Source organism: Bombilactobacillus sp. ESL1094 (assembly GCF_058107425.1).
Genome location: NZ_JBYLUM010000001.1, coordinates 1,005,658 through 1,026,597, shown reverse-complemented (window position 1 = coordinate 1,026,597; position 20,940 = coordinate 1,005,658). Strand labels below are relative to the sequence as shown.

The 20,940-nt window shown below is 39.0% G+C and carries 18 protein-coding genes; 6 read left to right on the top strand and 12 right to left on the bottom strand.

Features of this window, described 5'->3' with window-relative positions; all coding sequences use genetic code 11:
- Positions 1 to 101: 101 nt before the first annotated feature.
- Complete coding sequence (locus AC3B5S_RS05080; RefSeq protein ID WP_489790147.1) at positions 102 to 1,025, bottom strand: alpha/beta hydrolase; 924 nt, start codon at positions 1,023 to 1,025, stop codon at positions 102 to 104.
- A complete protein-coding gene (locus AC3B5S_RS05075) occupies positions 1,022 to 1,669 on the bottom strand; it encodes an HAD hydrolase-like protein (protein ID WP_489775003.1) in 648 nt (215 codons plus the stop codon). The genes AC3B5S_RS05080 and AC3B5S_RS05075 overlap by 4 nt, the downstream gene beginning before the upstream one ends.
- A gap of 73 nt (positions 1,670 to 1,742) precedes the next feature.
- Here AC3B5S_RS05075 and AC3B5S_RS05070 point away from each other — a divergent pair, with 73 nt between their 5' ends.
- Positions 1,743 to 4,067: an HAD-IC family P-type ATPase gene (locus AC3B5S_RS05070; RefSeq protein WP_489756788.1), complete on the top strand. Its 2,325-nt coding sequence runs from the start codon at positions 1,743 to 1,745 to the stop codon at positions 4,065 to 4,067.
- 103 nt (positions 4,068 to 4,170) lie between these two features.
- On the opposite strand, the gene AC3B5S_RS05065 is transcribed toward AC3B5S_RS05070, so the two are convergent.
- Positions 4,171 to 4,551: a YueI family protein gene (locus AC3B5S_RS05065; protein ID WP_489769418.1), complete on the bottom strand. Its 381-nt coding sequence runs from the start codon at positions 4,549 to 4,551 to the stop codon at positions 4,171 to 4,173.
- Positions 4,552 to 4,568: 17 nt separating this feature from the next.
- On the bottom strand, positions 4,569 to 5,312 hold the full coding sequence (locus AC3B5S_RS05060; RefSeq protein WP_489769417.1) for a glycosyltransferase family 2 protein: 744 nt from the start codon (positions 5,310 to 5,312) through the stop codon (positions 4,569 to 4,571).
- A gap of 59 nt (positions 5,313 to 5,371) precedes the next feature.
- On the opposite strand from AC3B5S_RS05060, the gene AC3B5S_RS05055 reads away from it, so the two are divergent.
- The gene (locus tag AC3B5S_RS05055; protein WP_489769416.1) at positions 5,372 to 6,142 is read left to right on the top strand and encodes a tyrosine-protein phosphatase; all 771 of its coding nucleotides are present in this window, start codon (positions 5,372 to 5,374) and stop codon (positions 6,140 to 6,142) included.
- A gap of 85 nt (positions 6,143 to 6,227) precedes the next feature.
- On the opposite strand, the gene AC3B5S_RS05050 is transcribed toward AC3B5S_RS05055, so the two are convergent.
- The 3 genes from AC3B5S_RS05050 to AC3B5S_RS05040 all read right to left on the bottom strand — a co-directional run bounded on the left by AC3B5S_RS05050 (position 6,228) and on the right by AC3B5S_RS05040 (position 10,053).
- A complete protein-coding gene (locus AC3B5S_RS05050) occupies positions 6,228 to 7,211 on the bottom strand; it encodes a LacI family DNA-binding transcriptional regulator (RefSeq protein WP_489756792.1) in 984 nt (327 codons plus the stop codon).
- Positions 7,212 to 7,332: 121 nt separating this feature from the next.
- Positions 7,333 to 8,757, bottom strand: coding sequence for a glycoside hydrolase family 32 protein (locus AC3B5S_RS05045; protein ID WP_489790146.1), 1,425 nt, complete (start codon positions 8,755 to 8,757; stop codon positions 7,333 to 7,335).
- 21 nt (positions 8,758 to 8,778) lie between these two features.
- Positions 8,779 to 10,053 (bottom strand): MFS transporter, encoded by a 1,275-nt coding sequence (locus AC3B5S_RS05040; RefSeq protein WP_489756794.1) that lies wholly within the window; start codon positions 10,051 to 10,053, stop codon positions 8,779 to 8,781.
- A 384-nt stretch (positions 10,054 to 10,437) separates the two neighbouring features.
- On the opposite strand from AC3B5S_RS05040, the gene AC3B5S_RS05035 reads away from it, so the two are divergent.
- Positions 10,438 to 11,130 (top strand): hypothetical protein, encoded by a 693-nt coding sequence (locus tag AC3B5S_RS05035; RefSeq protein ID WP_489756795.1) that lies wholly within the window; start codon positions 10,438 to 10,440, stop codon positions 11,128 to 11,130.
- 61 nt (positions 11,131 to 11,191) lie between these two features.
- Here the strand turns inward: AC3B5S_RS05035 and AC3B5S_RS05030 are convergent, their stop codons facing one another.
- On the bottom strand, positions 11,192 to 11,734 hold the full coding sequence (locus AC3B5S_RS05030; RefSeq protein ID WP_489756796.1) for a TetR/AcrR family transcriptional regulator: 543 nt from the start codon (positions 11,732 to 11,734) through the stop codon (positions 11,192 to 11,194).
- A gap of 775 nt (positions 11,735 to 12,509) precedes the next feature.
- On the bottom strand, positions 12,510 to 13,142 hold the full coding sequence (locus AC3B5S_RS05025; RefSeq protein WP_489756797.1) for a hypothetical protein: 633 nt from the start codon (positions 13,140 to 13,142) through the stop codon (positions 12,510 to 12,512).
- A 627-nt stretch (positions 13,143 to 13,769) separates the two neighbouring features.
- On the opposite strand from AC3B5S_RS05025, the gene trpX reads away from it, so the two are divergent.
- Genes trpX through AC3B5S_RS05010 form a run of 3 tightly spaced genes read left to right on the top strand, consistent with a single transcriptional unit; the run spans position 13,770 to position 16,469 of the window.
- Positions 13,770 to 14,774, top strand: coding sequence for a tryptophan ABC transporter substrate-binding protein (trpX, locus tag AC3B5S_RS05020; RefSeq protein WP_489775045.1), 1,005 nt, complete (start codon positions 13,770 to 13,772; stop codon positions 14,772 to 14,774).
- Positions 14,771 to 15,673, top strand: a complete 903-nt coding sequence (locus AC3B5S_RS05015) for an ABC transporter permease (RefSeq protein ID WP_489756799.1) — start codon at positions 14,771 to 14,773, stop codon at positions 15,671 to 15,673. The genes trpX and AC3B5S_RS05015 overlap by 4 nt, the downstream gene beginning before the upstream one ends.
- The gene (locus AC3B5S_RS05010) at positions 15,663 to 16,469 is read left to right on the top strand and encodes an ABC transporter ATP-binding protein (RefSeq protein ID WP_489790145.1); all 807 of its coding nucleotides are present in this window, start codon (positions 15,663 to 15,665) and stop codon (positions 16,467 to 16,469) included. The genes AC3B5S_RS05015 and AC3B5S_RS05010 overlap by 11 nt, the downstream gene beginning before the upstream one ends.
- A gap of 26 nt (positions 16,470 to 16,495) precedes the next feature.
- Here the strand turns inward: AC3B5S_RS05010 and AC3B5S_RS05005 are convergent, their stop codons facing one another.
- From AC3B5S_RS05005 to AC3B5S_RS04995, 3 genes are all read right to left on the bottom strand, one after another.
- Entirely contained in the window at positions 16,496 to 17,971 is a 1,476-nt protein-coding gene (locus AC3B5S_RS05005) for a glycoside hydrolase family 1 protein (RefSeq protein ID WP_489756801.1), read from the bottom strand.
- A gap of 146 nt (positions 17,972 to 18,117) precedes the next feature.
- Positions 18,118 to 18,810, bottom strand: coding sequence for a hypothetical protein (locus AC3B5S_RS05000; RefSeq protein WP_489756795.1), 693 nt, complete (start codon positions 18,808 to 18,810; stop codon positions 18,118 to 18,120).
- A gap of 315 nt (positions 18,811 to 19,125) precedes the next feature.
- On the bottom strand, positions 19,126 to 20,766 hold the full coding sequence (locus AC3B5S_RS04995) for a peptide ABC transporter substrate-binding protein (RefSeq protein WP_489756802.1): 1,641 nt from the start codon (positions 20,764 to 20,766) through the stop codon (positions 19,126 to 19,128).
- Between the last annotated feature and the right edge of the window lie 174 nt (positions 20,767 to 20,940).

The window sequence follows — 20,940 nt, the reverse complement described above, 5'->3', positions numbered from 1 at the left end:
AATGTCACATAAAAATTGTGCTCAATTCCGCTTCAAAGCAAAAAAAGAACTTTCCATCCGGAAAGTTCTTTTTTACATATACAACTGATATTAAAACCCAACTATTTAAAATAATGTTGTGCCCAGTCTAAGACTTTGGTTTGATATTGTTGTGGTTGTTTTTGATAAGACTGCGCATGACTAGCGCCTTTCACTAACCACAATTTTTTAGGACCATGGTCATTGTCATAGTTAATCCGCGCATTTTTAGTCGGCACGAAAGTGTCTTTAGTACCGTGAATAATAAACAGTGGTACGTGATTATGCTTTAAAGTTTGCGCAGTATCCGCATCATAAAAACTATACTTGGCAATCATTTTAGTAAACATATTAGCGGTTGGAATCAACGGAAAACTTGGCAAGTGAAAGAGGGCCTGTAATTCGTGTTCCAATTCACCCTTAATCGAAGCGTAGCCACAATCGGCGACCGCAAATTTGACTTGCTGCGGCACGTTTAACCCCAAATAATACATGACCGTGGCCGCACCCATACTAACGCCAAATAAACCAATCTGACTCTGCATGCCATTTTTACGTAAAATTTGCTGCACCCAGCCTTGATAGTCCTTGCGATCTAACCAACCGTATCCTAAGTATTGGCCACCACTGCGTCCTGAAGCGCGATCATCCGGTGCCAACACATTATAGCCTGCTTGATGGAATAATTTAATATATGCACCCATTGTTAAACTATTATCGCCATAGCCATGGGCTAATAACATCGTTTTCTTCGTCGTCTGAGCAGCTGGATAATAGCGCGCTTTTAAATGAACTCGTGCTTTATCACTTGTTGTTTGCTGCCAAACTTGCTGCGGCGCTTTTTTGGCCCATAGCTCACTGGTCGTTAATGCTTGACCAGCGTTACGGGCACTGTAACCCCCCTTTTTAATTGCAAAATTAAACAAATAATAGGCGCCACCCAAATCTGCCGCGAGCAACAACACGACTAAAGTGATCACCAATGCTTTCCAGTGCTTTTTGATCATGCCTGAACCTTCTTCACTAAATCTAACGGTTGCTCAATTAAATCAATGACGCCCGCCTGCTGTAATTCTTGAGCCGTACCAAAACCGTACAATACCCCAATCGTTGCTATTTGATTAGCTTGTGCGCCGAGAACGTCCGTATTACGGTCACCAATCATCAGCGTTTCGGCGGCTGTTAATTGATTATCAGTTAAAGCTTGAGCGATGATCTCTTTTTTAGACATGGTTTCACTCAAATCAGCGCCGTAAATACCATTAAATTGGTCTGTTAAGTTTAATTCTGCTAAAATTTGACGCGCAAAATTCTCCGGTTTGGCTGTTGCCACAAAAAGTTGTTTTCCTAATTGGCGTAATTGTGCTAACATTTCAGTAATCTGCGGATAAAGATTTAATTCTAACCAACCTTTTCGACCATAGTAATCTTGAAAATCTGCAATCAGTTTAGTCGACAATTCACTGTGTGCCGGAATTTGACTGTATTGCGCCAAGCTTTCCATCAAAGGTGGCCCAATGAACTTCCGTAATTGGCTATCAGATGGGACTGCTAAGCCTTCCGTTTGATACGCAAACTTCAAGGAATTCATAATTCCTAAGCCACTATCAACTAGGGTTCCATCTAAATCAAAAAAAATATTTCTTAACAAATTAATTCCTTCTTCACAATTTTTTTACAAAATAAGACTACAATCATTCGTATATCATAATTGAGGTGAACTCATGAAAGGTACTAACGTCCAAACTGGTCTGAGTCAACAACAGGTGCAAGAACAGTGCCAGCATGGCAATACTAATCAGGTCAAAAATCAAAATTCCACACCAATCTCTAAAATTATATCAAAAAATCTGATTACTTTATTTAATCTGGTCAATTTAGTCATTGCCATTTTGATTTTTAGCACTGGTCGTTTCGCTAATCTGTTCTTTTTAGGACCCGTCGTCGCCAATTTTATCATCGGTACATATCAAGAAATCCACGCTAAAAGGCAGTTGGATCATTTAACTTTTTTAAATCGCCAAAAAACCCAAGTTCTCCGTGCTGGACAGCAAACTACGGTCTTTCAAGATGAGTTAGTCTTGCATGATCTCGTAATCTTACAGCGTGGTAACCAAATTCCCGCCGATGGTCGCGTTCGGCAAACCTCCCATTTAGAAGTTGATGAATCTAACCTTACTGGCGAATCAACTCCAGTCATTAAAACCGAAAATGATCAAGTTCTATCCGGCAGTTCAGTTGTTAGTGGCCAGGCCCTGGTTGAATTAACGGCTGTGGGGGAGCAAAGCTTTGCGAATCGCTTAGCCAATTCTGCCAAGCAACAACAACACAATGTTTCACAATTATTAAACATCATCAACCAAATTATCAAAGTTCTCACCTATATCATTGTCCCCTTAGGATTGTTGCTCTTTTGGAGCAGTTTTCAGCATTCCCATAATTGGTCAGCGGCCATTTTAGGGACCTCCGCCTCCATTATCGGCATGATTCCTCAGGGACTCGTCTTACTAACTTCTGTGGCCCTGGCCGTTGGCGCGGTTCACTTGAGCCATAAACAAGTCCTAGTCAAATCTATGACGGCGCTCGAATCCTTAGCACGCGTTGATACACTATGTTTAGACAAAACTGGCACCATTACCACGGGCAACCTGCAATTAACTCAAGTAATTGCGGAAAGTTTAACTACGCAACAGTTGTTAGCCATTAGTCAAACTATCGTTCGTGCTACCAATGAAACCAATGAAACGGCCCAGGCCATTTTAACAGCGCAAGAACCAGCAGCTGATTTACCAGCCATTGAGAGTATCGTAGCTTTTTCTTCACAACGTAAATGGTCCGCCGTTAATTTAAAACACCAAGGCTCGTTTGCCTTAGGTGCCCCGAATTTTATCTTACATGACACTGACCAAATTAAGCGCGCGCAAACTTATGCGCAACAAGGTTATCGTGTCTTGGCTGTCGTCCAATCACCAAAACTCATTACTGAAACCATTGAACAGCCACAACTCTTAGGCTATCTTTTGATTCAAGATGAAGTGCGACCGACGGCGGCTAATACTTTTCAATATCTTCAAACGCAAGGTGTCGCTTTAAAAATCATTTCTGGCGACGATCCAGCTACCGTTCAAACCATTGCGCAACAAGTTAATTTAAGTACCGACATCAAAGCTATTGATATGTCCAGTGTGGCTGTAGACCGTCCCCTCGAAGATTACGGCCAAATTGCCCAAAAATATACCGTTTTCGGGCGCACTTTACCGGAGCAAAAGCAAAAATTAATCAAAGGTTTACAACAAAACCAGCACCAAATCGCCATGACCGGTGATGGAGTCAACGATGTTTTAGCAATGCGCCAATCGGATTGTGGCATTGCTATTGCGGGCAACAGTGATGCCGCTGAAAGTGCTGCCGACTTTGTTTTATTAAACCAAGATTTTGATTCCATGATTTACGTTCTGAATGAAGGGCGGCGCGTTATTAATAACATTGAACGAGTAGCAGCCTTATATCTGATTAAAACTATGTATTCAGTGCTGTTAACCATTTGTTTTATTGTTATGCGCACCAACTATCCTTTTCATCCGGCACAATTAACGCCGATTAACGCTTTAACCGTAGGAATTCCCACCTTATTTTTAGCCTTGCAGCCCGATTTTCGTCCTCCTGAAGGCCGCTTTTACAAAAATGTTATGCAAGTGGCGTTGCCAGCTGCTTTAGATATTACATTATTTGTAGTCTTACTTGTTTTATTTGGTACTAAGTATCAACTTCATTACCCGTTAACTTCCACCTTGGCAGTTTTTGCCGTTAGCATGATCAGTTTTGCTGCATTATGGACTATCTCGCGCCCCATTAATCGCGGTACACTAATTATTTTCACCCTCCTTTTTATCACTAATCTACTCATGTTCATTGGTTGGGGTAAACCGTTTGAGCTGTTGAATTTGTTTCACCATCAACAACTTTATTGGAGCTTAATCATCCTAATCACCTTTTATCCGGTATTTAAAATTTTACGTGAATTTCTGGTCCGTTACTGCTTCAAATAATACCGCGACAAAAGTCGCCTAAAAGCTGAGGAACGATTAAGCAAAAAATTGAAGTTTGACTTTGTAAACTGAATGATTAATTTGTTGTTAACCATCATTTAAATTAAATCAGAATTGGGCCTTTAACAGCTTGTTTGGCATCCGCAATCACCAATCCCATTTCTTGATCACCTAATGCTTTAGTGGCGGTTCTCAGATTTTGTTGATTGATAATCGTAAAAGCATAATTTAATTGCACCGCTAGTTTCACTAATGGCTGACGATAACTATGACTCAAACGACCATTAATATACAAATGATACTGCGGATATCTTTGCATGACTTGTTTAACTACTGCTAAATTTTGCACTTGGCGCACTTGTGCTACCGTTAAAGCTAACGCGACTCGCTCTTGAAAATTACCCAAAAATTTACGTTTTTCATCGGGTTTTAGTTGCGGCTTGCCAAAAACATTTTGCTTTAAATAGTCTTCTACACTTGTCATTTCTACACCTAGATTCATCAAAGATGATACTTTTTAACTTGATACAAAGTTTTCAAAATTCGATAATTAGCCTGACCAATACTTTTAACATGCTGCAAGTTATACGTATGGGTTGCACTTTGACCATGTTGCCAGTAATGATACAATGGCGTAGAGTCCACATAGAAGCGACTTGTCAACGCCACGTATTTGATATTAAATACCTGATCTTCCATCAAAGACAAGTCGGGTGCAAAAGTTAAATGATGCTTGCGAATCGTTGTCAGACGATAAACTTTATTCCAGGTGTAACCCATAACCGAGCCATTTGTCATTTTAGTTATTTGTTTAACTAATTGTGCTTGCGAATAATAAGCTGGGGGCAATGGTTGGATTTTATTGAGGACTTTCTTCGCAGATTCTTTAACAAAACCACACACGGCTAAGTCTAATTGTTGATCTTGAAAGCACGTTAAAAAATAATCGGTAAATTGTGGTTCCAGCCAGTCATCACCATCAATAAAAGTAATTAAGTCCCCCTGTGCTTCTAAGATTCCCCGATTGCGAGCCGCCGAAATGCCTTGATTAGTTGTCTGACTGATTAACCGAAAGTTAGCGTGGTGTTGGACAAACTCTTGGGCAATCGCCACCGTTTGATCAGTGGAAGCATCATTAACCATCAACAATTCAAAATTCTGATTAATTTGTTGAACAATGGACGTTAAACTACGTCGGAGCAATTGTTCTTCGTTATACAAAGGCATCACTAACGTTAATTTCACTATAAACTGTCTCCTAATTTTCAATACCTATATTGTATTAATTTCAGTGAGGATTCTCAATGCAAAGAATTTTTCAATTTTCTAACACTAATAATTTTCGAGAATTGGGCGGTTATCCCACAACCGACCACCGTCACATTCGCTGGCACAAAATTTTGCGCGCCGGTTACTTAAGTGCCTTAACACCGCGTGAATTGCGCTACTTAAAGCATTACGGCTTACGCTACAGTTTTGATTTGCGATCTGAATATGAACGAAAAAATTGGCCGGATCCCGAGACTTCATTTTTAACATTAATTGCCGCACCACTCTATGCAGCACCTTCTAGTACTACTACCGGTGATAAGCTTTATCAAACATTGCCCCCGGACCAACAATTTTCGGGGTTACCCGGCATGTACCAACAAGTTGTCTTAGATCATTATTCCCAACAAGTTTTTTATCATTTTTTCGCGGTTTTATTAGAAAATCAGCACCCCAATCAATCCGTTGTCTTCCATTGTTCAGCGGGTAAAGATCGCACAGGCATTTTAGCCATTTTACTACTCCTAGTTTTACAAGTACCCATCGACTATATTACGCAAGATTATCTCCTGACTAATCTCATGTACACCCACGCCACTGATCTAGCTTATTTAGATAATCCTAACGATCAAACTATTCAACAAATGAATTTCACACCCGCGGATCAAGCTGCTGTTGTGGCTATTCAGACGGCCGTAACGGCCGTGTATGGTTCCTGGTCAAAATTTGAACAACAAATTCTGGGTTTAAGCCCTACTAAAAAAGCACTTTTACTTCAGTTATACACTACCAAAGATTCAATATAAAAGAGTCCCTTCATCAAGTTCGTGATCCAGTTACCAATAAATACTGCAACTGTAATCAAATTGAAACTTGTACAAGGGACTCTTTTTATTTTTGGAAACCAGTTTGGCCGGCATGCCATTGGACGGGCAAAATATATTCCGAATCTGTGGCCTGTCCGTGTAATCTTTGCTGTAAAACTTCAACCGCCAGTTGCGCTAATTGAGCAATTGGCTGTACAACAGTCGTTAATTGTGGAAAGAGATTTTGTAATAAAGTAGTGCCATCATAGCCCACTACTAACAAATCGTCAGGTACTCGGCGCCCAAATTCTAAAGCCACTTGGCAAATTAAGATCGCGTCTGTATCATTAGCGGCAAAAATAGCTTCCACATCTGGATGTTCTTGAAAAATCTTTTGAAAAACGCGCCGCTTAGCCGCGGCACTAATATTAAAATCTAGTTCATACGTCACTGGCGTTAACTGATGGTCTTGCATCACTTGTTCATAAGCTCGCCTTCGCTGTTGGGCGGGCGTAGCGAGATCATGGGGACCATTCGTATGAATAATTTTCGTGACGCCTTGATCCAACAAATGTTGGGTCGCTAACTGACCGCCGTGAAAGTTGTCCGAAGCAATAATGGGTATGTCATCACTGACAATGCGATCAATCGCCACAATCGGCAAATTTTTTTTCTGATACTGGCTTAAGCCTTGATTATGCGTACCGACAATTAAACCATCCACCTGTTTAATTAATAGTTGATCCAAATAGTCCGCTTCCTTACGCGAATTATTCATCGAATTACCAATTAAAACTTTAAAACCTTGTTGGTATAATTGATTTTCCAAACTCGTAGTCAACTCACCAAAAAAAGGATCCGCCACAGATGGTAATAAAATACCAATCAAGTCCGTTTTATGATGATACAATTGGCGCGCCACAACATTGGGATGATAATCCAATTGATCCATGGCTGCATAAACTTTATCAATCGTCGTTTGACTTAAATAGCCGCGGCGATTCAAGACACGTGAAACCGTCGTTTTTGAAACTCCTGCCAGTTGCGCAACATCCTCTAATTTTGGCACCTAACATTGCTCCCCACTTTTTTAGTTTCATTATAGCTCAACTATTTTGGTCAAAAAAGTTGTCACGAAAAAGTGATTAGGACAAAAAGAAAGGGAGCGTCAATTTCAACAAACAATCTTTTTAATATTGATTCGTGGCTGCTTCCAACTGGTAAACCAAACTATCAGCTACTCCTTGACCGTCAGCTTGCAGTTGAATTACAGATGCTTGGTTAAAGTAATAACGTTCACTAAAGACCACTTCGCCTTGATTGACAAAAATTTCTAAGGAACTACGATCAACAAAAATTTGTAATTGCAACTGATCACAATTTTGTAATTGACCATAACGAGCCGTTTCGCGGTCGGTGCGACTCACAATTAATTGCTGTTGCTTAACTAAATAAGTGAGCTTTGTTTGGGCAGTAGTGGTGGGATCTTGAAACATAACTTCGATTTTAGTACCCTGAAATTGTACTAGATCTACGTTTAATTGCCATTCCACCGTGGCTTGATCTTGACTAATGATTATTGGCTTTTCACTTAAGGCACAGCTTTGTTGTTGCAATACCTTTTGTCTTAAGGACTGCACTTCTTGAATCGGTCGCATATATAAATGCTCATTTTGCCAAACTAACTCGCGGGGCAAAGTTAACGCTCCCGACCAACCATCAGCTTGTTCTGGCATGTCACTTTCCCACATTGCTAGCCAGCCAACCACAATGCGCCGGCCATCAGGAGCAAGCATCGTTTGCGTCGCATAAAAGTCATGCCCTAAATCTAATTCGTGAAAACCCATCTGGGCAAACTGCGGTGTTTGATAATCTAGCTGACCCGCAAAGTAAACCGTTTGGTGTAAGTTCAAATATTGCTGGTTTTGTGCTTGAATCCCTTGCGGCGAAGTCAACAATAAGTCTTGACCGTTTAAATGAAACAAATCCGGACACTCCCACATATAACCTTCTAGTTGACTATTTTTAGCTTGCGTCAGTGGTCCTAAATAGTCCCAGTCCACTAAATTATCGGAGCGATACAACAATACGCGGCCCAAGCCAGCCTTAGTTTGCCCACCTAAAATAACATAGTAATGACCGTCATGCTCCCAAACTTTGGGATCGCGAAATTCTTGTGTATTATCGGCTGGCGGTGTAGCAATAACGGGATTATGTTCATATTTGGTAAAATGAATGCCATCAGTGCTATAAGCTAAGTTTTGATTCTGCCAGTAACGATCGGGATCTTTTTCATCATAATAGTTATTACCGGTATAAATTAAATACAAAGTATCATCTTTAACAATCGCACTACCAGAAAAACAACCGTTTTGATCTTCCGCATCGCCTGGTGTTAATGCCACAGGCAAAGTTTCCCAGTGTAATAAATCCTTACTGCGCGCATGACCCCAGTGCATCGGTCCCCATTTAGGGGCATCCGGATAGTACTGATAAAACATATGATAATAACCTTGAAAATAACAAAAACCATTGGGATCATTAATCCAACCCGCTGGAGCCATCAAATGATATCCCAAGCGATAACGCTGATTAGTTACTTGTAAAGCTGTCATTTTTTTACCTCAACTTTTAATTTATGAACGAATAAAGGGATCACCGTTAACATCTTGATCATCTTTTTTCAAAACGAAGAATGCATAAATTCCCGCTAACAAAACTGTAATGGCAATCACATGAAAGGTACTACTATAGCCAATATGATCGCGCAAGGTTCCTAAGGGGTTGGACAGTAACACTTGACCAATCTGTGACGCGACTTGAAAGCCAATCATATATAATGTCGCAGATAATTTGGTATCAAAATGTAATGTGAAATAACGGAAGATCGGCAACGAAAACAGTGGTACTTCAATTGAATGTAACATTTTAATGCAGGAAATCGCAACCGGATTATGGAACAAGCCGCAAGCTCCAATACGCACAAACATAACTGTCACACCAAGTAATAAGGCATTTCGGACACCAATTTTCCGCATCAAGATCGGCACTAAACTCATCATTAAAGCTTCGCAAAAAACTTGAATCGAATTTAACGTACCATACATATGTTGACCCAAAGCGGGATTAGCAAATAATTTCGTATAAAAATCTGGGAACATTTGTTGATCAAAAACCGTATAGAAAGTATTCGTAAACATAATAAAGATAATAATGAGCCATAACTCTTTCATTTTTAACAAACTCAACATATCTTTCAGAGATGGTGTATCACTGCCTTCGCCTTCAAAAGTTAGGTTTTGATCCACCGTTTTTTCTTGTTTAGGCTTCCAAAAGATTAATTCCAATAATAGCAACACCCCAAATCCCGAGGCTACGACAAAATTCAGTTTGGGATTAATGACAAAGAGATATCCTGCTAATAGTGCCACCATTGCATAACCAAAAGAACCCCAAGCCCGCGCTTGACCATATTCAAAATCAAAGCGGCGACTCATCTTTTCTGCCACGGCTTCAAAAATTCCCGAAGCCGATAAGAAACCGGCTGATAAAAAGACGGCCCCGACAATAATTCCTAAAATAAAATGATGACTTAATAATGGTGCGTAAATCCAGACAAAAAACGGTCCGATTAAAGCATCTAAAATTGCACAAAAAATTAATAAGTAACGTTTAATCACTAATTTATCCTGTAAAGTACCATAGATAAACATTAAACATAGAGTAACTAACGAATTGGCTGAATAAATAGTTCCCACAGCACCACCAGATAAACCTAAACCATTTTGTTTAGAAGTCAGCCAAACTTGAAAGAATGACCACCAAACACCCCAAGATGCAAAAAACAAAAGTAACGTCACTGAATTTTGTAAATAAGAAGGATTCTTCAGCGTTTTTTTAAGATTTAACATACAATTTTCAATCCTTTCTGCGGTGACTCTGACTGTCAACCGGTTATCATAATCTTAAAACGTTTACAGATATTATTATATGATTTCGTTTTCATATGTCAACCGGTTATCATATTTTTAGATAATCTTTTTTTAATCCATTAATCATCAAATGAAACGAAATATCAAAGTTTAATCCCTTTTTTGGAAATTCTGTCCCACTTTTGAAACAATTATCCGACAATTACTTTTGTTGTGTCGTTTCTGCAACACTTCAACCGTTCTTGTAGTGGTTCTTTGCCTAAATTTTGGTTAATATACAATTGTCAACTGAGAGAAGTTCTCTCATCTGATCATAATTGTAGAACATTGTAACTTAAGACCTCTTATTAGGAGGTTGTTACAATGAAAACATTTTTAAGTCTTTTAAGCGTTTTAGCATTAAACGCTTCTGTGGTTTTTACTAATCCTGCTGGTTACTCCCCTAGTGCCGCAGCTGATGATGTAAAAACTGAAACAATGAGTGCTGTAAACCCCATATCAAATAATAAAAAACAGCAACCCATTCAAGTTAAGTCGGAATTAGCCAGTACTCCCCATACTGGTAGTTCTCTTAACTACTTCCCCAAAGATACTACTAGTCAAATGAATCAAAGTTCTCCCCAGAACAATGAATCAAAACAAACGGTACCTTCCCCCCAAGCAGATACCGCAAAGACCCCAACGTTGAGTGGTCAGCAAAGTAGTGATACTACTAATGCCATCGCGTTTAACAATGTTAAGTTTCCAATCGGAGATTTCCACGGCAATGGAAATGTTCCCGGAGACGGACATATTTATCGTTGGGATGACGCACCAGTTGATAATTGGTTTTTACTAGAGCGTTCAACACCGCAAGCAAACATGGTCTGGAAGTTACAAGTAGGTTCTACAATTTCGGCAAATAATCAGACATATCATGTATATTCCATTTTAAATGGAGTGAGTCATAGTGACCCACGGCCGATGGAAGCTTTAAAGAGCAATGGTGGGATTTTAATTCAAACATGTGAACAACCAGTTTACAATTCCCCGTTAACCTTTGTGCTCGCTAAATAAATAATTGTAGATAAAAATAAAAAGATTAGACACGTTGGTCTAGTCTTTTTTAGTAGCTTGATTAATCATTATCTAAAAACAAATTCTTATACGATATCTCTGCTAGATGTTGACTTAATTCCTCGGCCGGTTCTTTTGACCCATCAAAATACCATTGCCGCACAGCACCTAAACCGCCTTCCACATTATACCAAACTAAATCAAAAGATTTATGTGGTAATACTCCTTTAACAATATAGTTAGTTAACGTTTTGACAAATAAAAAGAAACATTCATCGCTACACAACACCCGAAACTTTTGATTATCATCTTTAATTTTCAAAAGTGCCTGCGTCAAAATTTTAGTATATGCTGCCAAGAAATCTGGTTGTTTACGGCACTCCCTTACCGCATTAATCCAAAGATCACAATTTTGCTCGATGATTTCTATCATGATTTCATAAGTATTACGATAATGTGCATAAAAAGTCGATCGATTCACATTAGCTACATTGCACAACTCTTTGATAGTAATGTCATCTAACATCTTCTTCTGCATCAATTGAACTAAAGAAGTTTGTAACATTAGTTTAGTATAGTTAAAACGTGCTGATTTTGTTAACATGAGAATCCCCCCAATACCCATACATGTTTATCATAAACCCTAAGTCAAATAAATGTAACAAAAAAGACACTACATATCGAATTACCAAAGTCCTCCCCAGAACAATGAATCCAGATAAAGTGTCTTAATGTTATTTTATCTATTACTATCAATAAGCTAATAACTATTCTACGGCAATAGAACAATATGCTATTAAAACTTATTGGTTTTTTTTAACGCACTAATGATAATTACCTTTTATTAAAACGTACAGTACCGCAAGCAAACGGATCATAGTCTAATTAAGTAAGTTCTATCATTGCACAATTAATATTATAGCACGTAGAACTATAAAATAACACCCTAAATCCAGTTAAATTATTTTTATTTGCTGGATCTTGAGGCAAATCCCCATCAGTAGGGGTTTTTGAATTAAAGTAATTGTTCACCCTTTCCTCAACAAAAGCCTTTCAGAAAACAAATTGCCCACTAGCTAGTAGCTAAGCTTGTGCAATGATTAATTTATTTCAACCCATTATCTTTTATTTTTCTGAAAAATCAAGTGCAATTTCACTCAGATTAGTCAATATTAAATTACAAAATAAATAATTTTTTCGCAACTTTTGCAATAATTAATAAGTGAACCTGACCTTATGTAAAAATAATCGTTGCTTTTGCCAGTAACACTAACTGACCAGTTAGCACCCAACTTCTCAGAGCTTTTGTGCCCACCGCAATATTTTAACCTACAAAAAAAGCATTGATATAATTTCAGATCAATGCTTTGTCTTAATTATTATTTAGCTAGTACATAAAAGTTAGAAACTTTTTGATTGTTAGTGGTTTGAATGTAAAGAACAATGCCACCATTTTCTGCTTGAATAGCAGCAGGACGAGAAGTACTTTGATCAGTTTTAGCTAGTAAATCATAAACTTGATAGCTTTTTTGATTAACTACAACCTTTGTACCTACTCGTAAATTTTGAACCATGTTTGCTTGCGTTCCTGTACGTTCTAGTAAAAACCAATTATCGCGTGGTGCATCGGTCCAGTGATAAACCTTACCTGAGTCGGGAATAATACCATTGCCGTGGTAATCTGCGACTTGATAAGTTGAATTATCAATTGTCATCACATCTCGGGGATAACTTTCAGGATGACTAGGATCAATAATGGTGACACTCGCCTGTGAAACTGCAGTGCTAGAACCGCTTGTTGTGTTTACCACTGCGGGGGAAGATTTCACTGGTTGATTATTATTAGTTGTTTTAATGGTTTTAGTTGCTTGTTCTTGATGATTAACAGTAATTTCTTGTGTCGGCTGAACAGTATTTCTATCCGCCAAAGTTTGACGATTCATCTGTCCAATCGGTAGTGCTAAGTTAATTGCTAAAGCACTGAAAATTGTTAATAAAGTTTTACCTTTCATGTTGGTTGCCTCCTTAATTAGCCAGAGGTCCAAAATCACGAGTATTACAAGTTTGTTTAAATGTCCCTTTTAAGGAACAACTATATAATAACCACATCAATTCTTAATAACAACGACAGCTGTTGTTAAAATGTTGCAAAAACGACACAATCAAAAACGTTGTCGGATAATCGTCCCATAAATGAAACACTATTTCATAAAAAATGAGAATAAATAAAATTCATATCCATTTTACCCATTTTTCTTAGTCTAGCACCAATAATCTCTCATTGTCTTCATACTTTGTTACTCATTAAAAGCTTCGATAGCTTCCAAACTCTTATTCAGATTAAGTTGACATTGTTTAAAGTCTCAGTTATACTAATGCCAATTTAGACATGAAAGGATGATCAACATGAGTCAGTTAACAATTAGTAACGTTCAACTATCTTGGCAAAGCCAGCACTGCTGATCGTAATCGTTCTAAGCGGATACGATCTGGCAAACAGTTTGTATCCGTGCTGACTTATTTTTTCATTCCCAAAGCCTGCATGGTTCTAACACAGCAGACTTTGGCTTCTCAAGGGCAAACCAGAGTAATGCTGGTTTGCCTTTTTTATTTGCCCGGATAATTTAACGAGGTGAATCATGAAACGAATGCTAACATTTATTAGTCTAATATTGATTTTTCTGGGCTTTGCTTTCTTTCAAAATCCCAAAGCAAACACCCAAACTGCTACCAATTCCACGCAAGTGACGCGTGTGGGAATTTTACAAATGGTCACTCATCCCGCCCTGGATCAAATTCATAAAGGCGTAGTTCTAGGATTAAAGAAAAAAGGATTTATTGTCGGTAAAAATTTGCGGATTGATTTTTTAAATGCGCAGGGTGATCAAAGCAATCTCAAAACTATGTCCCAACAATTAGCTAACAAAGATCATTTGTTAGTCGGGATCGCTACTCCAGCTGCACAGGCTTTAGCCAACAGTGCTCAAAGTAATACTCCCATTATGTTAGCCGGCATTTCTGCTCCTGCTTCTAGTGGCTTAGTCAAGTCCGAACGCCATCCAGGTGCTAATATTACAGGTTCTTCCGGTTTGAATCCTGTTAAACAACAGTTCAAGCTCATTAGAACTATCATGCCACAGGCTCAAAGAATTGGTATTATCTATACTTCCTCTGATCATGGTGGGCAAACTAACGCCCATGCTTTTGCCAAAGTGGTCCGCCAAGCAGGTTTAACACCCAAATTGTTCACTATCACGAACACCAATGATTTACAACAAGTTGCTGCCCAAATGGTGACGCAAGTCGACGCCGTTTACGCTCCCCAAGATAATGGCATTGCTTCCGCGATGAAGACTTTAGTCAAAGTAACTAATAATGCTAACATTCCGGTTTTTCCTTGTGCGGAAACCATGGTGCCTGATGGTGGCAGTGCTGCTTATGCAATTAAGCAAAAAGATTTAGGAATCGTAGCTGGTGAAATGGCGGGCAATGTTTTACATGGACACCAAACCGCTAATTATCCGGTTCAACACGTGATCAAAGGACATTATCTTATCAATGAAAAAGAAGTTCAGCGCCTGCATTTACATGTTCCCGCTAAAATTATGCAAGCTGCGCAGAGAGATGGAGGCATTATCAAATGAGTTTAATTACATCAAGTATCGGGCAAGGATTACTCTGGGCTATTTTAGGTATTGCGTTGTTTTTAACTTTTCGTATTCTAAATTTTGCTGATATGACCGTTGAAGGAACCTTTCCTCTAGGGGCAGCGGTTACTGTAACTGCCATTACCCACGGTCTTTCACCTTTAATAGCCACCATTTTGGGTTGTTTAGCAGGAGCTGTGGGAGGCTTAATTACTGGATTGTTATATACAAAGGGGAAGATTCCCATCTTATTAGCGGGCATTTTAGTTATGACTGGCTGTCTATCCGTTAACCTGCGAATTATGGGGGGCGCTAATGTCTCACTACTAGGCCAAAAAACTTTTTTCACTGCCGCTTTCTTCAAAACTTTACCCCGTTATTTTGACAGTATTACCATTGGTGGGTTGGCTATCATTATTATTACTGGATTAATTTGCTGCTTTTTAATGACTGACTTAGGCCAAGCTTTCATTGTAACTGGTGATAATCCGACCATGGCGCAGTCGTTAGGCATTAACACCGATAATATGACTATTCTAGGTTTAGCCATTTCCAATGGTTTGGTTGGACTCAGTGGCGCCTTAATCGCTCAAAATAATGGTTACGCTGACGCTAATATGGGTATTGGCATTATTGTAATTGCTTTAGCGTCCATCATTATTGGCGAAGTTGTTTTTGGCGAATTAACCCTCAATCAGCGCTTAATTGCGGTCACTTTAGGTAGTATTATTTATCGTTTTATTCTCCTAATTGTTCTGCAACTAGGTTTTTCGACTAATGATTTAAATTTGATTTCGGCCATTATCTTAGCCATTTGTTTGATGTTACCGCAATTGCGACATTGGTTAAAATTAGACACTATTTTTGCAAAAGGAGGCCCTAATAATGACAAATAGCCAACCAATCCTACAATTAAAAAACATTACCACTTTAGTTAACCAAAAGACGAATAATGAGGCTACTATCCTTAATCAACTAAATTTCAAAATTTATCCTGGAGATTTCATTACCATTGTTGGTGCTAATGGTGCCGGTAAATCGACTTTGTTTAACGTGTTAGCGGGAGATATTAAACCAAATTATGGGCAAATTTTACACCATAAAAAAGATATTACGACAACTTCAATTGCCCAACGTACTAAATTTTTAAGCCGGGTTTTCCAAGACCCTAAAAGTGGTACCGCACCTAGAATGACGGTGGCCGAAAATATTTTATTAGCAACTAAAAGAGGGCAAAAGCGGGGGTTACATTTTCGTCATTTGCAGGCTAATCGGCCCCAAATCAAAGCACTAACTACCCGCATCGGCAATAGCTTGAACCAACGTCTCGATACTCCAACCGAAAATTTGTCTGGCGGTCAAAGACAAACTTTAAGTTTTTTGATGGCCACCTTAAACCAACCCGAGCTTTTATTATTAGATGAGCATACCGCCGCATTAGACCCGCATAGTAGCCAACAGTTACTGGACCAGACTAACCAGATTGTTACCCAACAACATTTAACTTGTTTAATGATTACCCACCATCTTGAAGATGCGCTCCAATATGGTAATCGGCTAATTGTTTTAAATCAGGGGCAAATTCAAGCTGACTTTACAGCCGCTGAAAAAAAGCAGCTAACCGCTACTGCGTTAGCTGCACTCTTAACCCAATTCGCGCACGAATCTCCAGAAAACATTTCTCAGTCCTAACATGCAATCCTTTTTATTAAGGACGGCTATTCAGTCAAGGCTGCACCATTAGTTGCAATAATCTTTTTCAGCCAATAATAGGACTTTTTAGGCGTTCTGTTTAAAGTTCCTCGGCCCTGATCATCCATATCCACATAAATTAGACCGTAACGTTTTTTCATTTCACCTGTGGACAGCGAAACTAAATCAATTGGCCCCCACATCGTATATCCCAGACATGGCACATGATCAATATTAATTGCCGCGGCCATCGCAGTTAGGTGTTGTTTCAGATAATCAATTCGGTAATCATCGGCCACATAACCATGTTCATCAACTTGATCCTCCGCTCCTAATCCATTTTCCACAATAAAGATGGGCTTTTGCAGGCGATCATAGATTTCATTCATACAATACCTTAACCCCAACGGATCAACGGGCCAACCCCAAGGTGTAGTTGGTAAATAGGGATTGGAATGACCGCCAACATTAAACCATTGATCCTGAGCTTGCGTCGTATTTGAACGATAATAACTAAAAGCGATGTAGTCTAATTGTCCCGCTTGTAAAATTTTGCGATCTGCCGCAGTAATGTCCAAGTGCTGAAAACCGTGATGCTGCCAAACTTCGGGAGCATAGTTAGGATAATAGCCCCGACTCATCACATCTATAAAATACCAATTTTCACGCCGTTCTTGCAGCTGCCAGAAGACATCCTCTGGTTTACAAGTAGCTGGATAAAGACCGCTCATGGCATACATGGCCCCAAATTGACTTTGGGGCATGAGTTGATGCCCTAATTGAACTGCTTTCGCAGAAGCGACAAACATATTATGAGCTGCTTGATAACGTTGTTGACCACTGGCTTGTCGCACACCCGTTGGACCAAAGCCACGGACCGCATTAATTTCATTAAAGGTTAACCAGTAACGACAGCGATCCCCAAAAGCCTCAAATAATGTGCGCGCATATTTAACATAGTAATCAATCACTTTGGTAGACGCCCAGCCATTATATTTTTGTGCCAAATTCATTGGTAATTCATCGTGACAAATCGTAATTAACGGTTCCATCTGATATTTGGTTAATTCATTAATGACGTCATCATAAAATTTTAAACCCGCTGGATTCGGTTGATCTTCTTCACCCGTTGGAAAAATTCGACTCCAACAAATCGAAAAGCGAAAAACATTAAAGCCCATGCCAGCCATCAGCTTAATATCCTCTTGATAATGATGATAAAAGTCGACCGCTTGATGACTAGGATAATATTGCTGCTCTAAAAATACTGGTTGGGCATCTGCAGGCACCGAATCAGCGTCAAAAAAGGAACTTTTGGGTTGAAGCAAATTGCCCTGAGCATCTTGCAGCGTGTGATGTCGCGGGTGGGCTTTGGAACCGGCAGTTTCATAATCACGTGATAAGATGCCACGACCACCTTCATTAAAACCACCTTCATATTGAAAATCTGCTGTCGCCCCACCCCACAAGAAACCTTGTGGCAATTTTGTATCTTGCACCATTAATTATCTAACCTCTTTACTCCAAAATTAGTTGACCGTTTTCATTTTACCATGATTATACGACTTTATTCCTAGATTAATTGCAGACAAAAAGCCTTATCGTTCATCATAGAAACGATAAGGCTTTTATTTTTATCTACAATTATTTATTTAGCGAGCACAAAGGTTAACGGGGAATTGTAAACTGGTTGTTCACATGTTTGAATTAAAATCCCACCATTGCTCTTTAAAGCTTCCATCGGCCGTGGGTCACTATGACTCACTCCATTTAAAATGGAATATACATGATATGTCTGATTATTTGCCGAAATTGTAGAACCTACTTGTAACTTCCAGACCATGTTTGCTTGCGGTGTTGAACGCTCTAGTAAAAACCAATTATCAACTGGTGCGTCATCCCAACGATAAATATGTCCGTCTCCGGGAACATTTCCATTGCCGTGGAAATCTCCGATTGGAAACTTAACATTGTTAAACGCGATGGCATTAGTAGTATCACTACTTTGCTGACCACTCAACGTTGGGGTCTTTGCGGTATCTGCTTGGGGGGAAGGTACCGTTTGTTTTGATTCATTGTTCTGGGGAGAACTTTGATTCATTTGACTAGTAGTATCTTTGGGGAAGTAGTTAAGAGAACTACCAGTATGGGGAGTACTGGCTAATTCCGACTTAACTTGAATGGGTTGCTGTTTTTTATTATTTGATATGGGGTTTACAGCACTCATTGTTTCAGTTTTTACATCATCAGCTGCGGCACTAGGGGAGTAACCAGCAGGATTAGTAAAAACCACAGAAGCGTTTAATGCTAAAACGCTTAAAAGACTTAAAAATGTTTTCATTGTAACAACCTCCTAATAAGAGGTCTTAAGTTACAATGTTCTACAATTATGATCAGATGAGAGAACTTCTCTCAGTTGACAATTGTATATTAACCAAAATTTAGGCAAAGAACCACTACAAGAACGGTTGAAGTGTTGCAGAAACGACACAACAAAAGTAATTGTCGGATAATTGTTTCAAAAGTGGGACAGAATTTCCAAAAAAGGGATTAAACTTTGATATTTCGTTTCATTTGATGCGGAAAGTAAAAAAAATAGAATCTTCATTAAAGGTGTCTTTCGACACACTTGAAGATTCTATCAAACATTCTTCAACTACTTTTTCAGACGGACGTTAGTCATGTTATACATATTGTCCGGATTCAATTCCAGGTTCTTAATTCTAGATTTCGTCATAAAGGCTTGACCATTTTGATATAGCGGAATGACACCTTGTTGTTCATTAATGATATCTTGCGCTGCTTTCATATCGTTCCAACGTGCGGTGACATTATTGGCATCTTCATTCATGCTCTTATTCAATAAAGCGTCATACTGTGGATTACTCCACTTACCACTATTATAAGAATTATTAGTCATAAATAAGGTTAAGAAATTAATCGGATCTGGAAAATCTGCATTCCATTGCGTAATGACCATATCAAAGTCTCCACTCACTGAGCGACTGAGTCGACTCTTATACGGTACATTATTCAATGTAACTTTCAAACCTGGTAATTTTTGTAATTGACTTTGTAAAAATTCACTTTGTTGTTTGGCAATATCCGTATCGTCACTTAACAAAACCAAATTAAATTTTTTCTTGGTTTGACCACTTTCTTGTAATCCTTGTTTCCATAACTGCTTAGCTTTAGCCAAATCATATTTGGTATAGGCTTTACCAGTGCCACTCGTTTCACTGACAAAATCTTTCGATTGATCCTTAGGATCATAAGCCATATCGGCAGCCGTTACAGAAGTAGCTACTGAAGTTCCATTACCCAAAACTTTTTTCGTCAATTGTTTGCGGTCAATTGCAAAGGATAAAGCTTGCCGAATTTTTTGATTCTTGAACATCGGCAACTTCTTCTGGTTGAGTTCAATATAATCAGTCGAATTTTGCTTTTGGACGCTATAACCCTTGGAATTCTTCATTTGTTTAGAAGTATCGCCACTCAATTCCGCACGGTCCAACTTATCCGATTGATACAAATTCAACGCAGTCGAAGCATCTTTGACGACTTGGTATTTCAAAGTTTTGACCTTAACGTGCTTGGCATTCCAATAAGTATTATTCTTAACTTCAGTCCACGTATTATCGGAATTACTCCAATTCTGCAATTTGTAGGGTCCATCGAAAACTAAAGTCTTCGAATTGGTTCCATACTTCTTCCCCCACTTTTTAGTGGCCCGCGGATTCTGCGGATAAAATTGCGAGCCCGTTAATAATTCATTAAAATATGGAATTGGCTTCTCTAGAGTAACCTGTAAAGTATGTGCATCTAAGGCTTTAACCCCCAAAGAATCCACTGGTTTTTTCCCGGCAGTAATCGCCTTGGCGTTAGCAATCCCCTCATAGATATAAGCGTATTGAGATTTAGTTTGGGGATTAACCGTCCGCCGCCAAGAATTAACAAAATCGTTAGCCACTACTGGATCGCCATTGCTCCATTTAGCGTTCTTGCGTAATGGAAAGGTATAAGTTAAACCGTTATTGGTTGGCTTAACCACTTTAGTGGATAATTCTGGTTCGATAGTCTTACCATTATAACGATATAAACCTGCCATGGTATTCTGTGCCGCTTGCGCGCTCAAAATATCAGTCATCATGGAAGTATCCATGGTTGCTAACAGGTCTTTGGACATAATCCGCACTTCATTAGTGGGCGCTTGAGCCTGTTTGGAACCACAGCCTACCATTAATACAGCCGCCGTCAAGGTCATGCCACCACCCAGCAACATCTTTGGTAACTTCATTGCTCCCATCTCTTCTCCCTTAAATTTTGTAGCCGTTTAGTTGTGTTGAGTTTACTCTCTTTTTAATTAAAAGTAAATGAGATGTTGTGGCTATTTTTATAATTATTATTAATGTAAAAATAATCAGCAACCCGACCAACACGAACCAAACACTTGAGTTACGCGTTTAAAACT

Bases quoted from the DNA above. Each gene is read 5' to 3' on its own strand.
- AC3B5S_RS05080 (WP_489790147.1), bottom strand. From the start codon at position 1,025: ATGATCAAAAAGCACTGGAAAGCATTGGTGATCACTTTAGTCGTGTTG.
- AC3B5S_RS05070 (WP_489756788.1), top strand. From the start codon at position 1,743: ATGAAAGGTACTAACGTCCAAACTGGTCTGAGTCAACAACAGGTGCAA.
- AC3B5S_RS05065 (WP_489769418.1), bottom strand. From the start codon at position 4,551: ATGACAAGTGTAGAAGACTATTTAAAGCAAAATGTTTTTGGCAAGCCG.
- AC3B5S_RS05055 (WP_489769416.1), top strand. From the start codon at position 5,372: ATGCAAAGAATTTTTCAATTTTCTAACACTAATAATTTTCGAGAATTG.
- AC3B5S_RS05045 (WP_489790146.1), bottom strand. From the start codon at position 8,757: ATGACAGCTTTACAAGTAACTAATCAGCGTTATCGCTTGGGATATCAT.
- AC3B5S_RS05040 (WP_489756794.1), bottom strand. From the start codon at position 10,053: ATGTTAAATCTTAAAAAAACGCTGAAGAATCCTTCTTATTTACAAAAT.
- AC3B5S_RS05035 (WP_489756795.1), top strand. From the start codon at position 10,438: ATGAAAACATTTTTAAGTCTTTTAAGCGTTTTAGCATTAAACGCTTCT.
- AC3B5S_RS05030 (WP_489756796.1), bottom strand. From the start codon at position 11,734: ATGTTAACAAAATCAGCACGTTTTAACTATACTAAACTAATGTTACAA.
- AC3B5S_RS05025 (WP_489756797.1), bottom strand. From the start codon at position 13,142: ATGAAAGGTAAAACTTTATTAACAATTTTCAGTGCTTTAGCAATTAAC.
- trpX (WP_489775045.1), top strand. From the start codon at position 13,770: ATGAAACGAATGCTAACATTTATTAGTCTAATATTGATTTTTCTGGGC.
- AC3B5S_RS05015 (WP_489756799.1), top strand. From the start codon at position 14,771: ATGAGTTTAATTACATCAAGTATCGGGCAAGGATTACTCTGGGCTATT.
- AC3B5S_RS05010 (WP_489790145.1), top strand. From the start codon at position 15,663: ATGACAAATAGCCAACCAATCCTACAATTAAAAAACATTACCACTTTA.
- AC3B5S_RS05005 (WP_489756801.1), bottom strand. From the start codon at position 17,971: ATGGTGCAAGATACAAAATTGCCACAAGGTTTCTTGTGGGGTGGGGCG.
- AC3B5S_RS05000 (WP_489756795.1), bottom strand. From the start codon at position 18,810: ATGAAAACATTTTTAAGTCTTTTAAGCGTTTTAGCATTAAACGCTTCT.
- AC3B5S_RS04995 (WP_489756802.1), bottom strand. From the start codon at position 20,766: ATGAAGTTACCAAAGATGTTGCTGGGTGGTGGCATGACCTTGACGGCG.